This window comes from Legionella nagasakiensis, assembly GCF_900639915.1.
GTDB classification, from domain to species: domain Bacteria; phylum Pseudomonadota; class Gammaproteobacteria; order Legionellales; family Legionellaceae; genus Legionella_A; species Legionella_A nagasakiensis.
Genome location: NZ_CAAAID010000013.1, coordinates 79,186 through 94,428, shown reverse-complemented (window position 1 = coordinate 94,428; position 15,243 = coordinate 79,186). Strand labels below are relative to the sequence as shown.

The window sequence follows — 15,243 nt, the reverse complement described above, 5'->3', positions numbered from 1 at the left end:
CGCTCTTACTTTGACAATGACTACAACGGGCTAATCGGTTATAGCTTACATCTAATATTAATGGTTGATATCCGCTCACTTTTACTATGGAAAATCCAGGTAAATTTAGGATAAGATTGTACTTCGGCACTTTAATCTCCTTTTGATCGCTAAATCAAGGACTTAGTTTATACTAACTCGATTAAAGTGCCCCCTTAATTGGTGTAGAGCCAAGATACTGAACGTTTCTGTCAGTGGCTATTATGCTTGGCTTCATAGGAAGCCTTCGGCACGCAAAGAGCGTGATAATTATCTGACGAATAAAATCAAATCCATCTTTGACGATGAGAAGTCACGCGCTGGCGCGCCACGAATTACCCGGCGACTTAATAAAGAAGGTGAGTTGGTAGGAAAACACCGTGTTGCACGGCTGATGAAAGAAAATGGCTTGCGGGCTAAAGCATCGCGCAAATACAAAGCAACAACCAATAGTAGCCATCAACTCCCGGTTGCCCAGAATTTGCTTCAGCAAAACTTTACTGCAGCTCGGGCCAATACTAAGTGGGTCAGTGATATCACATACTGCTGGACTGAGGAAGGATGGTTATACCTAGCTGTTGTTCTTGACCTGTATTCACGAAAAATTGTCGGCTGGTCCATATCCAAACGCATGACAAAACAATTAGTGATGGATGCTCTACTAATGGCTTTGTGGGCACGCAAGCCGCCCAAAGGGCTTATCATTCATTCTGACAGAAGAAGCCAATATTGCTCACACGCCTACCAGCGGATTATTAGAGTCCACGGTCTCAAGTGTAGTATGAGTAAAAAAGGTGACTGTTATGATAATGCTGCAATGGAAAGCTGGAACCACAGCTTTAAGGTTGAAGCGATACATGGGCACGAGTTTCGCAGTTTAAAATAAATGGATTAGAATTGGTGGCATAGTTTTAATTTAGAAGTTGTGTCAGGATGTCGCGTCATCGATGTACAAAAGAATTGTATAAAGCATTTTTACAAGCAAGCAGCATGCGTTATTCAGGTTTAGCCCTATCAGAAGTAAGTCCTATTACTTTATCCCATGATAGTATTAGCCGCTGGTTAGCAGATAAAAATTTCCGCCCAAGAGAAATATGGTCAATAGCAAGTCATTATGTGCGTTCATTAGAACCTTGTATATTGATAGCAGATGATACTGTCTTATCCAAGACACGCAGTAAAAAAATAGAACATGTTAATTACTAGTATTCTGGCAATGCACATGATGTGATTGCAGGAATTGGTCTTATCAATATGCTGTGGCATGGCTTGGATAGCCAGGAATCCGTGCCGATTGATTATCGTATCTATGATAAAGATACGGATGGAAAAACAAAAAACACTCACTTTTGCGATATGCTAAAACTTGCTAAATCACGGGGGCTTACGCCATCAGCAGTCGTCATGGATGCTTGGTATTCAAGTTTGGATAATTTAAAAGCCATTCGCTCACATGGGTGGATTTGGGTTACAACTTTAAGAAAAAACCGTATAGTAAATCGTAATGTTCGATTAGAAACATTAGAAATTCCCGAAGAAGGACTTTTGGTTCATTTACGTGGTTATGGCTGGATTTTTGTATTCAAGTTCGTAGCAAAAAATGGCCGCATTGATTACATAGCGACAAACATGGAAAATCCAACACGTGAGCAAGTAAAACAAATCACGGATGCACGTTGGTCGGTCGAAGTTTATCATCGAGAAGTCAAACAAACTTGTGGAATTGAGCGTTGTCAGGCACGCACAGGCCGAGCGCAGAGAAACCATATCTTTCTTGCCATTGCCGCTTGGTTTGAACAACATAAATTACGTATCACTAAAAAAACTACCCTTTATCAACAAAACTGGAATGTAATCAAAAATGCTATTCAGGAGCAGATCAAAATCTTAATGCTTCAGGGCTGCATGAGCTAAGTGCGAAACTCGTGACATTGAAATATACTACAATCGCAAAAGACTTCATTCAAAGTTAGGCTATGAATCACCCAACTCTTATGAAGTTAAAAAAGTCGCTTAGTAAGGTGTCCGATTTTCTGGGGTAAGATCACCATCCGTTGTTATGAGTTTTGCGTAAGTCCTGTAATAAACAAGGTTAGGGGAACAATTTTTTATGTAAACCTGGATAAAATCCGGATAAAATGCTGTACAATATGCGACAATTTTTTCTTCATTTAATTTTATAAGAGTGGCTATGACTGATTTAAACCTTTATAGAAACATTGGTATCTTCGCCCACGTAGATGCCGGAAAGACAACCACTACCGAACGTATTCTTAAGCTCACCGGTAGAATCCATAAAATGGGTGAGGTTCACGAAGGTGAATCAACAACCGATTTCATGGAACAGGAAGCGGAGCGCGGTATTACCATTCAGTCAGCAGCAGTAAGTTGTTTCTGGAAAGGTAATCGCTTCAATATCATCGATACCCCAGGACACGTTGACTTCACTGTAGAGGTATATCGTTCATTGAAGGTACTCGATGGCGGCATTGGGGTATTCTGTGGTTCTGGCGGCGTTGAGCCTCAGTCAGAAACCAACTGGCGCTATGCGAACAATTCAAAAGTTTCTCGTTTGATTTTCGTAAACAAGCTGGATCGTGTCGGTGCGAACTTCTTGAAAGTGACTGAGCAAATTAAAAAAATATTGGGTGCAAATCCTTTAATTATGACCTTGCCTATTGGTGTTGAAGACACCTTCGTTGGGGTTGTTGATTTATTAACCCGTAAAGCGTATGTTTGGGACGAAAGCGGCCAGCCAGAAAATTACAAGATAACCGACGTACCAGCTGATATGCATGACGACGTTGAAATGTACCGCGCGCAGCTGATTGAAACGGCACTTGAAATGGATGATGATTTGCTGATGGCTTATTTAGAAGGAGAGGAGCCTTCAATAGAAGAAATTAAGCGTTGTATCCGTAAAGGTACGCTTGAATTAGCCTTCTTCCCAACGTATTGCGGTTCAGCCTTTAAAAACAAAGGGATGCAGCTATTATTAGATGCAGTGGTTGACTATTTGCCTGCTCCCCATGAAGTTAATCCACAACCTTTGACCGATGCTGAAGGTAAGCCAAACGGTCAATTCGCTATTGTTTCCCCTGATGAACCATTTCGTGCCTTGGCATTTAAAATCATGGATGACCGTTTTGGTGCTCTAACGTTTGTGCGTATCTATTCAGGAAGATTGAATAAAGGAGATACTATCCTTAACTCTTTTACCGGCAAAACTGAACGTGTCGGCCGTATGGTTGAGATGCAAGCGAATGAGCGTAATGAGTTGCAACGTGCTGAAGCAGGCGACATTATCGCTATTGTAGGGATGAAAAACGTTCGAACTGGCCATACTCTTTGCGACCCTAATCATGAGTGTACCTTGGAAGCGATGGTTTTCCCTGAGCCAGTTATCTCTATTGCTGTCACACCAAAAGATAAAGGCTCAACTGAAAAAATGAGTATTGCTATTGGTAAAATGGTTGCAGAAGATCCAACGTTTAGAGTAGAAACGGATGAAGATTCAGGTGAAACCATTCTTCGCGGTATGGGTGAATTACATCTTGATATTAAAGTGGATATTCTGAAACGTACGTACGATGTTGAGTTAATAGTAGGTCAGCCTCAAGTTGCTTACCGCGAAACCATAACCAAATCGATTCAAGACAGCTATACTCACAAGAAACAATCAGGCGGTGCAGGTCAATACGGTAAAATTGACTACACCATTGAACCAGGTGAGCCAAATACCGGATTCACTTTCATCACCTCCGTTGTAGGTGGGAATGTGCCTAAAGAATTCTTCCCTGCAATTGAAAAGGGTTTCCGCTCGATGATGGACACAGGCACTTTAGCTGGGTTCCCTGTATTGGATGTTGTCGTTAACCTCACCGATGGTGCTTACCATGCCGTTGACTCCTCAGCAATTGCATTTGAAATCGCAGCAAAAGGTGCTTTTCGTCAATCGATGCCAAAAGCTGCTCCACAATTGCTTGAACCAATTATGAAGGTTGACGTTTATAGTACAGAAGATGATGTAGGTAATGTAATTGGTGACTTGAACCGTCGTCGCGGCATGATCTTGGGCCAAGAGCCCAGTGCAGCTGGTGTACGCATCAAAGCTGATGTTCCTCTTTCGGAAATGTTTGGTTACATCAGTACATTGCGTACTCTTACCTCTGGCCGCGGTCAATTTTCAATGGAGTTTTCGCACTATGCTGCTTGCCCAAGCAGTGTGGCTGAAGCGGTGATTGCCAAAGAAAAAGAAAAGAAAGCCGCAGCTGCTAAGTAAGATAGTTAGTAACGTTTAAAAAGCTCCATCAGTTTGAGCTGGTGGGGCTTTTAAATGATTTGCAAAGCGTCTCTCATTGAAAATTTGAACGAGAGCCTCCTATCAACATACAAGGGAGGGTGGAGTGGGTGATGAATTGCATGGTTTTTCGATGACTCTTTCAATTAATATGTGTTGTAAGCCAAGAAGCCATGTTTCATGTTCGGGCATGCGAACATTAAGAATGCTTACAACGTTTGCAATAACGGCATTAAGTTGTGTCAGTGCTTTTTCTTGAGCCCCAACGCTTTCTTCTTTACTGTATGCCAATTCGCAGAGCTGCAGCAATGAAGGAATAAGCTCTTTTATGGAAGTGATAGGGTCTTGTAGTATTTTGCTTTTGAGACGTTGTTGATCTTTCATTAACACAGTTTGTTGTTCTTCAAGATAAAGAACAATATCCGTAATGAAAAGAAAATGAGATAAGGCATTTTGAGAAGACTCAGCTACCTCTTGCTCAAGTCGAGCAACTTGCACTGGATGAGACTCTTCTTGCTCAAAAGCTTTGTTTAAATCAAAAAAACTTTGGCTCAGGAATCGCCGTTGCTTTATTTTTGCATCTTGTAATGCGTCTTTGAGTTGTTTTTCGTAATAATGACTTTTATGCCGAAGTTGGATCATTCTAAGATTACTGAATACATCTAAAAAGCGCTCTTCTTGATGTGGCTCTTGCTCATAAAAATGATGGAATACCACATAAATACAAGTTGCCATGCAGCTTGATAAAGGCATGGGGCGCATCATTTTTTCAATTTTCGGTAAAAGATGCTCAGCGTCATTAGGTTCGGCCAATATAAGAGACTGCAAATGACGAGCAGCATTAAGAATATCTTGATTGAGGTGAATAGAATTTTTTATTTTAAACAGCACAGTTAAATGTGTAAGAATGGTTAAGCAAAGTTGGGATTTTATAAATAAACAAGGCGATGCGCAACTCTAGTTTAGCATGAGCCTATTTATAGGGATGAGAACACCTGGACTATATGGTTGGTTCTTTACTCCAAAAGGCTTGGATGGTTTAGAATGGACTTGCCTGATTCTGTTTATTTGAAATAATCATGAGCTCACCCAGAGTAGCAGAATAAACATGTAATCCTATGATTAAAATAATGATGAGAATAAAATATCCTCCAAATCTCTTATAAGGATTGACCGCACCTAAAAACAGGGCAAATTTTCCTGTGATTTTATTTTTGTACACATAGCGGAATAAAAGTTCAGATAGGAGAAATCCTAAAATGACATTAACAATAATATGTACTTTGAGGGTCAAAGTACCTAATGACATTCCAACAAACCAAGCTAAGAAAAGGATTCTGGGAATAGGCTTTTTATAGTATACAGAAAAGAAACGGTAAATAATCCAGCTAAATCCAATATGTAATGATGGGTTAGCATTCCAGGGTGCTTCTGTAGAGAACTCTAATCTTACTAGTCTTTCTAAATAATTATGTGACCAAATCTCTTTAGGCACCCCATACATCTCAATGACCGAGCAAGGGAAAAGAAGATATAATAGATAGTTTATAAATAGCAGAATAAAAATTGATATCACCATACGGCGGAAAATAATAATATCAGGGCCAATTTTAAATCTGATTATAAGAAGAGTAATTATGGGAACAAGCTCAGCAAGTGAATAAAACACAATCCAAAATGGAGTATATTTGATCATATTATCGAGGGGAGTTACTAGATAATAAGCTGTATTAAATCCGATAAGAGAAGCTAGATGACTCACTACGCCATAGTACATAAAAAAAATGAAAGTGGCCGTTATTAATACTATTAATTCAAAATCGCTTACTATCTCGTTAAGCCCGTACTTTTTTCCCCACATTTCTTTCTCTTGCATTTATTAGTCTCTGGACAATTCATTCGCTAGGTAATTAAGGAGATTTTTTTCTTTCAAAATTAGGCTATTAGCTACTATTTCCATATTTTTAATATTTTTCTCAGAGGTATCAAATGGGCCACCAGTGAAATTGATGTTGAGATGATAATATTCAAATCTATCTTTGGGGCTTACTTTCTGTAAAATATGAATCGCTTCTTTAACTTCACTGTTTTGTGATTTATAGATAATAGAAGTAAATGGTATTAGCCATCTTAACAGGCCCCAACGTTGTGTTATTGTTCCTCTTAAATCAAAGTCGTTTAGAGTAAACTCGCCTGTACCTAAATGAACTATGATGTATTTTTTCGCCTTTGGATAAAATTTGAAGATTTCTTGTAGTGCATATAAGCTGGGATTATTAGCAAATACCATGCCATCTATATATGTCTTTGAGTTCTCCCTTTCCTCATCTAGAAGAATGACTGGTGAATAAAAAGAAGGAGTTGCCGTCGTTGCGGTAAGTAAATCAGCAATTAAATAATAAGCATGGGGCTGCAAACATTCCCAATTGTTTAAAACCCGCATGGTTCTATCGTCAAGGTTATATGTGGTTATGGATACATTTTTAATGAGTTTATGAAAAACAACATCGGGTCCTATTTGTTTCTTTAATAATCTATTTAAATCCTCAACAGGAAATTTAGGCCCAAAGAGACCATTGATCGTAAATATTTTTCGGGGCCAAGAGGCTGTCATCACATTTTTCGATACAGATACATAATCGTCAATTACTTCTTCTGTTTTAAATTTAGGCTCACCATGCGCATTCGGGATGTTAAGGGCTGATACGATAATTGAGCCTGTAGATGTGCCGCTAAAAAAATCAAAAAGAGAAGCAATTGGTTTGCCAGTTTTTTTTTCCAAATAGTTTAAGACAGATAAAGGGATGATCCCATTTATTCCTCCACCATCAATAATTAATATCCTGACTACTTCTTTATCAGGAAGAGAAATGCGCTTGCAGGATTGCGAATGTTTCGCATTAAATGGTTTGATGATGAGGCTTTTTGAATAAAAATAATTGTAAACCCAGCTTAAGAGCAAGAATAGTAGACAAAATCCAAGAAAAGATAACAGCAGTTTTGTTATTATTTTCATTAAATAGTCAACAAAAATATATGGTAATCATAGTATCATTTGTGGGAATAAGCGCCAATCTATAATTCTAGCCAGCGAATAAAATGATTCGTCCTAGCGGCTTAAAAACTTTTGAATGTGGTGTGAGAAGTGGTTAAAGTAAGTGAAAATGATTTTTTTAGGTCTGCTGTGATTGTTGCTGTCTTTTCAATTTCAGTATAATAATTCTTGATGAGATCTTTTCATAATCAGTCCTTAGATAGTATTTCAACGTCTAAATAAATAGGGATTTGACATTTCCAATGAAATTTTTGCTCTATTTTCGCTTTGAGTGCTTGTGCAGATTCGATGGTGCCATGAGTGATAAAGAGTTTCTGTGGCGCAGTTTTAATATGGGACAACCAGTTTAATAGTTCTGTATAATCAGCATGGGCCGATATATTTTCTAATTGTGAAACTTCAGCATGAACAGGTATCATCTCGCCAAACATTTTTATCACTTTTTCACCTCGAAGCATTCTATCCCCACGTGTCCCAGGTACCTGATAACCACTGAATAAGATGGTATTCTTATGACTGGTTACGAAATTACGAATATGATGAACAACACGGCCTCCTGTTGCCATGCCACTCGCTGAAATAATAATTGTAGGGATTTTTTGATTATCTAAAGCAATGGACTCATCGATCGAATTGGTATAATGGGCTACAGCGCATATATTTTTGCTTTGTTGTTTGGTTAATCGGCTTTGGTCTGTATTCTCAGAGAAAATCTGTGTTGCTTTTTCTGCCATAGGGCTATCAACATAAACAGGAATATCTGGGATTTCTTTTTTCGATTTTAGTTGATGAATGTAATAAAGTAATGTTTGAGTTCGCCCTACCGCAAATGATGGAATGACAACATGTCCTCCACGTTTAACTGTACGATTAATAATTTCCTTTATTTTGATTAGTGGATTGGAGTTGTCATGCAGGCGATTGCCATACGTTGATTCAATAATTAAAAAATTAGATGCCGGAGGTTCTTTGGGCGGATGCATAATTGGATCATCTTGACGTCCAAGATCTCCTGAGAACAATAGAGAACTATTTTTATATTCTATCCGGATAAAAGATGCACCCAAAATATGGCCAGCATAATAAAATGTTGCATACAACTGATCATTGATTCGAAAGGGTTCTTCAAAGGGTACTGTATAAAAATAGGTTAAAGAATGTTCAGCTTCTTTCTGAGTATAAAGTGGTAAGGCGGGGTGGTGTTTAGAGTAACCTTTTCGATTAGCATAACGTGCTTCTTCTTCATGCAGATGCCCACTATCGGGTAATAATATACTGCATAAATCTTTAGTTGCTGCTGTACATAAAATTTTTCCCTGAAAACCATTTTTAACTAATAATGGGAGATATCCACTGTGGTCAATATGAGCGTGTGTAAGTAATACATAGTTAATATTTTTAGGGTCAATTGGCAAATGGGCCCAATTGCGTAAGCGTAACTCTTTATGTCCTTGAAAAAGCCCACAATCGACAAGAACTGTGGTTTGACCTGTTTGAATAAGATATTTTGAGCCTGTAACCGTTTGAGTAGCGCCTAAAAATTGAATTTTCATTTAATATTATTCTTCAAAAATACAATATTATTAGCATAGATTTATCTAATATTTAATTCTGCAATGTATTTAAATTAAGCTTACTTGGGGAAATAAGACACTTCGTTGGATGATCCAATTAAATTGGTTGAAAAAAGTTAAAAAATGAATTCTAATATTAGAATAATTGAATATTGTAAATTATTATGCCTGCTAGAATATTAATCTCTGAAAAAATGGCGGAATTTTTAGGTGCGATTTCACATCCGCACCGTATTCGAATCATTGAGGAATTGCATGCAGGAGAGCAGGATGTCAATGGTTTGCAATCTATATTAGGGACAAGCCACTCAGCGGTATCGCAGCATCTTTCAATTCTTAGAGCTCACAAAGTAGTCAAGCAGCGCAAAGAAGGAAACAGGGTTTTCTATCGGTTAACTCAGCCTGAGTTAGCCGATTGGTTGCTTCATGGACTTGCTTATATTGAAGGTGGATTGCAATCAGAGGAGGTAATTCGCTCTGCAGTCGATGAGGTGCTGACCATTTGGAATCATATGCCTAAGAATCTCAAAAAAGCTGATGAAGGAAGTGCCTGATTCTAAAACTATGAAAACAACCGCTAAAGGAACTGTAGCTGTTTATGGGCCAGCACCATCATGTATATCAAAAACAATGAAACTTATATAAGCTTTAATAGGAGACAGATAAGGTGTTTAAAGAATTAAAAAGCGATATCCCGGCAAGTATCGTGGTATTTTTTGTCGCTCTGCCCCTATGCCTTGGTATTGCGTTGGCATCTGGTGCGCCTCTGTTTTCTGGCATCATAGCAGGAATTATTGGCGGCATTGTAGTTGGTGTAGCCAGCGGCTCACCCTTAGGCGTCAGTGGCCCGGCTGCTGGGCTCGCTGTTATTGTATTAACTGCAATCAATACATTGTCTTCTTGGCCTGCCTTTTTATTGGCAGTTGTTTTGGCGGGCGTGATTCAACTAATTATGGGTTATGCCAAGGTTGGTTTTATTGCTTATTTTTTTCCTTCTTCTGTCATTAAAGGAATGTTGGCCGGTATAGGATTGCTTATTATTCTAAAACAAATACCGCATGCATTCGGCTATGATAATGATGTTATAGGCGATTTGTCTTATTTCCAAACTGATGGAGAGACTACCTTAACTTCTATTGTCAGTGCTTTGACTGCTTATACTCCTGGGGCTGCCCTGATTTCTGTTCTATCGATGATAATATTGGTATTGTGGGATACTGTACTAACGAAAAAGCATAAATTGTTCCAATTAATACAGGGCCCAATCGTAGTCATTATAATAGGCATTATAATGAACTGGCTGTATCAATTAAATATATTGAATTTTAGTTTGGCTGAAAGCCATTTGGTAAGACTTCCTGTTGCAAATAATTTAACAGAATTTTTCCAACAATTTACAGTACCTGATTTTTCTGCAATAACTCAGGTCGATATCTGGAAAACAGCCATTGTTTTGGCCATTATTGCAAGTTTGGAAACGTTGCTTTGTGTGGAAGCAACCGACAAACTAGATCCTTATAAACGAGTTACTCCTACAAATAGAGAATTAAAAGCACAGGGACTTGGTAATATTGTCTCCGGGCTTTGCGGAGGGTTACCCATTACCCAGGTGATTGTTCGGAGTTCAGCGAATATTGCATTTGGTGGCAAAACTAAATTATCCACTATACTACATGGTGTCTTCTTATTAATTAGTGCCATTACTATTGCTGAATTGCTCAATATGATTCCTCTGGCAAGCTTGGCGGCTATTTTGATTGTGGTGGGTTATAAGTTAACCAAACCCGCGCTCTTTAGAAAGCTATATCAATTAGGTCCGGAGCAGTTTGTTCCTTTTATAGCTACGGTTGTAGGCATTTTGGCAACGGATTTGCTTAAAGGGATTACCATTGGTATGGCATGTGGTCTTCTTTTCACCTTACACCACAGTTACCGAAATGCTTATTATATGAAAGATGTCATTACTAAAGAAAATGAGCATGCAGTTCATCATCTTGTGTTAGCAGAGGAAGTTTCATTCTTCAATAAGGCCAGCATAATACACGCTTTGGATACCATTGAGCCGAATTCAAAAGTAATTATTGATTGTACCAATTCTAAATCGATAGCCTATGACGTGGTTGAATTCATTCAGGATTACAAAAGCAATGCAAGATTAAAAAACATAACGGTTGAAACAATAGGCTTTATTGAACCAAATTAATCCATTACTCATGCCTTAGGAGTACAATAAAATGAAAACCTTAACCAAGGAAATGCAAGCAGCCATTACACCTGAAATTGCATTGGATTTATTAAAAGCAGGTAATAAACGATTTGTAAGTAACTTGAAAGTAAATCGTAACCTATTGCAACAGGCCAATGAAACATCTGACGGACAACATCCCTTTGCAGTAATTTTAAGCTGCATAGATTCCCGTACTTCCGTTGAGTTGATTTTTGACCAAGGTTTAGGGGATGTGTTTAGTATCCGTATTGCAGGCACTATCATTAATGAAGATATTTTAGGTAGTATGGAGTTTGCTTGTAAAGTAGCCGGCTCTAAAATTATTGTGGTTTTAGGTCATACGAAATGTGGCGCAATAAAAGGTGCTTGTGATCACGTAGAAATGGGTAATCTAACAGCACTATTGACTAAAATTCGGCCTGCAGTTGATGCTGAAGAAACCGTTACTGAAAATCGTACTTCAAGTAATGATGAGTTTGTAGAAAAAGTAACCGCCATTAATGTACACAGAACGGTGCATGCCATTATGGAGCGCAGCCCTATTTTAAAGGGAATGATTGAGGCCGGTGAGTGCGGAATTGTCAGTGGCAATCATGATATTTCAACAGGGGAAGTGCATTTTTATCGCGATACCATGTTTGGTTTTTTTAAGGCTGCTCCTGCAGCTCCTGGCCTTGCTGAGCATGCTCTCTCACTTAGGGCAAAGCTTTAAATTCTTTCTCAATAAACGCCACTGAGAATTAATGGAATCTAACGAAAATATCCCAGGTTGGGAAACAGGCGTCTCACGAGTGCTGAAGCTTGAATAATAATGTGGTGGCTGTAATTTCCTATTGTTAAATTGGAACGGGAAATTATAGTCACGGTTCTCTGGGCATTCATGTCGCAATCCGAAACTGTTCCAATGGCATTGAAGGAGTTGTGTTGGACTTTACTTGTAAACGTTTTTTATCGGGCTTCATGATCTTTGTCTTTTCTTGTTGTATGGCAAAATTGCATTCCGATACAGAACATGATTTTCAAACTTGGTTTAATCTGACTGCAACTGGTCATTTTGACAGAGAAAGTCGGGATTTTGGTCGTTTTAAATATTGGCTGGAAGGTCAGGAGCGTGTGGGTGAAGATAGCAGCCGTTTTTCACAATCTTTGGCACGGATTGGGCTAGGCTATGTTGTCACAGCTAATACAAGCCTTTGGCTTGGATATGCTTGGATTCACACCAGTGAACCTTTTACTACTCAACCGTTTAACGAAAACCGAATTTGGGAACAATTGCTGTGGAACAAAAAAATCAAGCGTTATAATTTGCTCAGCAGAACACGTATGGAGCAACGCTTTCTAGCCAATGGTACCAAAACAGCCTACCGTATCAGGCAGCTTGTTAAGATCATAAGGCCACTGGAAAGCGCTCCTCATTATAGTTTTGTCAGCTCAGATGAAGTATTTTGGCATAAAAATAATTTTATTGGCAAAAATGGTAAGGGCTTTGATCAGAATCGATTTTTCATTGGATTCGGATATCAATTTTCCCAAATTTTTTCAACAGAAATTGGCTATATGAATCAATATATTAGACGTTTTGGTGTGCCTAATTTTTTCACCAATATCCTGTCAGCTAATTTTTTTATGAATTTTTAGGATTGTTTATCCTTGATTTATCGAAGCAATAAATTGGAATTTATATAAATGTAATTGTTATGCTCAAAAAGGATAATATGGCTAGTGCTATAGTGTGGTTTAGACACGATTTGCGATTGCAAGATAATCCTGCTTTTTTTGAAGCCTGTTCCAAACACCAATATGTGATTCCCTTATATATTCTTGATGGAAAAAAAAGCACTCTGGGAGAAGCGCAATCCTGGTGGCTCCATCATAGTCTGGTTGCTTTAAAAAAATCGCTTAATAAGCTGGGTCTAAGTCTTGTTCTCCGTAAGGGTAATCCCTTAGAGATTATTTTAGAATTAAGCAAAAAAAATTCCGTAGAAATTATTTATTGGAATCGTTGCTATGAGCCTTTAACGATCATACGTGACAAAAAAATCAAAGCTAATTTGCAGGAAAATAAAATTAATGTTGTTAGTTTTAATGGGAGTGTATTGCATGAACCCTGGACGATTGCAAACAAGAATGGTGACTTTTTTAAGATTTTTACTCCTTATTGGAAAACATGCAGGCAAAAGCTTTCCTCTCAACCTGCTCAGCAACTGACACATCGACCTGATGGAGTAGTTATCTCGGGCGATGAGCTTGATGAATGGAAGCTTTTATCAGCTTTTAATTGGGCATCTCGACTCTCTGATTTTTGGACACCCGGGGAGGAAGGCGCACAAAAAAACTTGCGTGAGTTTATTAGCCATCATCTTCATGGTTATAAACAAAATCGAGATTTCCCCATAAAAAATGCAACCTCACGACTATCCGCTCATTTACACTTTGGTGAAATCAGTCCTTGGTGCATTCTAAGAGCTGTCGAGTTAGCCAAATTAGAGCCTCAATGCGATTTGGCATCAGCGGAACATTTTTTATCTGAATTAGGATGGAGAGAATTTTCTATTTATATGCTCTACCATGTACCGAGGCTTCCTTATGAGAACTTCAAGAACGAATTTGACAATTTTCCCTGGCAAAATGATAAGCGATTATTGGTTTGTTGGCAGAAGGGTATGACTGGTTACCCAATTATCGATGCGGGGATGAGAGAACTATGGGCTACTGGCTACATGCATAACCGGGTGCGCATGATTGCTGCATCCTTTCTTATTAAGGGATTGCTAATTGATTGGCGATTGGGCGCTGATTGGTTTCTAGATACCTTAGTAGATGCAGATTTGGCAAATAATAGCATAAACTGGCAATGGGTTGCTGGTTGTGGGGTAGATGCTTCCCCTTACTTTCGTATATTTAATCCAGTATTACAAAGCAGAAAATTTGACCCAGATGGAGCCTATATTCGCCATTGGGTTCCTGAATTATCGCCGTTAAAAGCAGACATCATTCATGCTCCTTGGGAGGCTCCTAATTCTATATCGATTTATGCAAACACGAATTATCCACGGCCTATAATCGATCACCAAGAATCGCGTTCAAAGGCTTTGAACTGTTATCATGGATTAAGAAAGAAGGGTGATTCATGAGTCCATGTTTTTTAATTTTTGGTTTTGGCTATACCGCTGAAGTTCTGGCCCAATCACTAGTCTCACTCGGGTTTAGTGTAATTGGTACAAAGCGCGAGCTTAATATTGAAGATTCAAATTGCTCACCGACAATCAAACTGATTAACTTTAATTGCCACAATATGGAAGACTACTTAAACCAAGCAACTCATCTATTAATATGCATTCCACCTATAAGCACTATTGGTGATTTAGTCTTGACCAAGTACCATGATTTAATTAAAAAACATGCCCCACATCTTCAATGGATAGGTTATCTTTCATCTACTGGAGTCTATGGCGACCATCAAGGGAGATGGGTTGATGAAAAGACTAAATGCATACCTCATACGCCAACGGGTATTACGCGCTTAGAGGTAGAAAAAGCCTGGTTTTCCTATGCAAAAATAAATCGACTTCCTCTCCATATTTTCAGACTATCCGGTATTTATGGAAAAGGGCGAAACGCCCTGGAGCGCATTTATCTTGGGAAAAAATACAGTATTTTCAAAGAAGGGCAGATTTTCTGCCGGATTCATGTTGAAGATATTGCCTCTGTTCTTATTGCCTCCATCAGCTCCATCAATCCTCTGTCAATTTATAACCTATCTGATGATGAGCCTGAAGCATCGCATATTGTTGATGGTTTTGCTGCTTCCTTATTAAAAAGAAAGCCTCCTCTTTTAGTTTCTGTTCAAGAAGCGCAACTTTCATCAATGGAGCAAGAGTTTTATACAAATAACCGTCGTGTATCTAATTTAAAAATAAAAAGGGAACTTAATATTTCTTTACAATACCCCTCCTTTCGCGAAGGGTTAACTCAAATTTGGAGAGAGGATTTTGCGTCAAAAAGGCTAAAATAAATTGATTCTTTGGGCAAGCTAAACGCATCTAATCATCGTTGAGCATAAAAACCA

12 protein-coding genes and 2 pseudogenes are annotated in these 15,243 nt (G+C 38.5%); 9 read left to right on the top strand and 5 right to left on the bottom strand.

Translation table 11 applies throughout. The features are described 5' to 3' along the window. Positions 1-130: pseudogene (locus E1O52_RS13495) on the bottom strand (ISL3 family transposase); the annotation flags it as partial. Positions 131-169: 39 nt separating this feature from the next. Here E1O52_RS13495 and E1O52_RS10770 point away from each other — a divergent pair. The 3 genes and pseudogenes from E1O52_RS10770 to fusA all read left to right on the top strand — a co-directional run bounded on the left by E1O52_RS10770 (position 170) and on the right by fusA (position 4,300). Then, complete coding sequence (locus E1O52_RS10770; RefSeq protein WP_133128717.1) at positions 170-904, top strand: IS3 family transposase; 735 nt, start codon at positions 170-172, stop codon at positions 902-904. A gap of 47 nt (positions 905-951) precedes the next feature. Further along, positions 952-1,932 (top strand): annotated as a pseudogene (locus tag E1O52_RS10765) (IS701 family transposase). A 277-nt stretch (positions 1,933-2,209) separates the two neighbouring features. Next, a complete protein-coding gene (fusA, locus tag E1O52_RS10760) occupies positions 2,210-4,300 on the top strand; it encodes an elongation factor G (RefSeq protein WP_133128716.1) in 2,091 nt (696 codons plus the stop codon). A 102-nt stretch (positions 4,301-4,402) separates the two neighbouring features. Here the strand turns inward: fusA and E1O52_RS10755 are convergent, their stop codons facing one another. The 4 genes from E1O52_RS10755 to E1O52_RS10740 all read right to left on the bottom strand — a co-directional run bounded on the left by E1O52_RS10755 (position 4,403) and on the right by E1O52_RS10740 (position 8,926). Continuing rightward, on the bottom strand, positions 4,403-5,209 hold the full coding sequence (locus E1O52_RS10755; RefSeq protein ID WP_133128715.1) for a hypothetical protein: 807 nt from the start codon (positions 5,207-5,209) through the stop codon (positions 4,403-4,405). A 148-nt stretch (positions 5,210-5,357) separates the two neighbouring features. Continuing rightward, positions 5,358-6,194, bottom strand: a complete 837-nt coding sequence (locus E1O52_RS10750; RefSeq protein WP_133128714.1) for a phosphatase PAP2 family protein — start codon at positions 6,192-6,194, stop codon at positions 5,358-5,360. A gap of 3 nt (positions 6,195-6,197) precedes the next feature. Beyond that, positions 6,198-7,334 carry a patatin-like phospholipase family protein gene (locus tag E1O52_RS10745; protein WP_133128713.1) on the bottom strand — a complete coding sequence of 379 codons (1,137 nt, stop codon included), beginning with the start codon at positions 7,332-7,334 and terminating at the stop codon, positions 6,198-6,200. A gap of 227 nt (positions 7,335-7,561) precedes the next feature. Next, entirely contained in the window at positions 7,562-8,926 is a 1,365-nt protein-coding gene (locus E1O52_RS10740; RefSeq protein WP_133128712.1) for an MBL fold metallo-hydrolase, read from the bottom strand. 185 nt (positions 8,927-9,111) lie between these two features. Between E1O52_RS10740 and E1O52_RS10735 the strand changes: the two genes are divergently transcribed. The 6 genes from E1O52_RS10735 (at position 9,112) to E1O52_RS10710 (ending at position 15,189) form a co-directional block, all read left to right on the top strand. Next, positions 9,112-9,501: an ArsR/SmtB family transcription factor gene (locus tag E1O52_RS10735; RefSeq protein ID WP_133128711.1), complete on the top strand. Its 390-nt coding sequence runs from the start codon at positions 9,112-9,114 to the stop codon at positions 9,499-9,501. A 113-nt stretch (positions 9,502-9,614) separates the two neighbouring features. Next, complete coding sequence (locus E1O52_RS10730) at positions 9,615-11,150, top strand: SulP family inorganic anion transporter (protein WP_133128710.1); 1,536 nt, start codon at positions 9,615-9,617, stop codon at positions 11,148-11,150. A 31-nt stretch (positions 11,151-11,181) separates the two neighbouring features. Further along, positions 11,182-11,886 (top strand): carbonic anhydrase family protein, encoded by a 705-nt coding sequence (locus E1O52_RS10725; RefSeq protein ID WP_133128709.1) that lies wholly within the window; start codon positions 11,182-11,184, stop codon positions 11,884-11,886. A gap of 212 nt (positions 11,887-12,098) precedes the next feature. Then, the gene (locus E1O52_RS10720) at positions 12,099-12,812 is read left to right on the top strand and encodes a DUF2490 domain-containing protein (RefSeq protein WP_242602231.1); all 714 of its coding nucleotides are present in this window, start codon (positions 12,099-12,101) and stop codon (positions 12,810-12,812) included. Between the two features lie 77 nt (positions 12,813-12,889). Next, positions 12,890-14,308: a cryptochrome/photolyase family protein gene (locus tag E1O52_RS10715; RefSeq protein ID WP_133128708.1), complete on the top strand. Its 1,419-nt coding sequence runs from the start codon at positions 12,890-12,892 to the stop codon at positions 14,306-14,308. After that, complete coding sequence (locus tag E1O52_RS10710; protein WP_133128707.1) at positions 14,305-15,189, top strand: SDR family oxidoreductase; 885 nt, start codon at positions 14,305-14,307, stop codon at positions 15,187-15,189. The genes E1O52_RS10715 and E1O52_RS10710 overlap by 4 nt, the downstream gene beginning before the upstream one ends. The last annotated feature ends 54 nt before the right edge of the window (positions 15,190-15,243 follow it).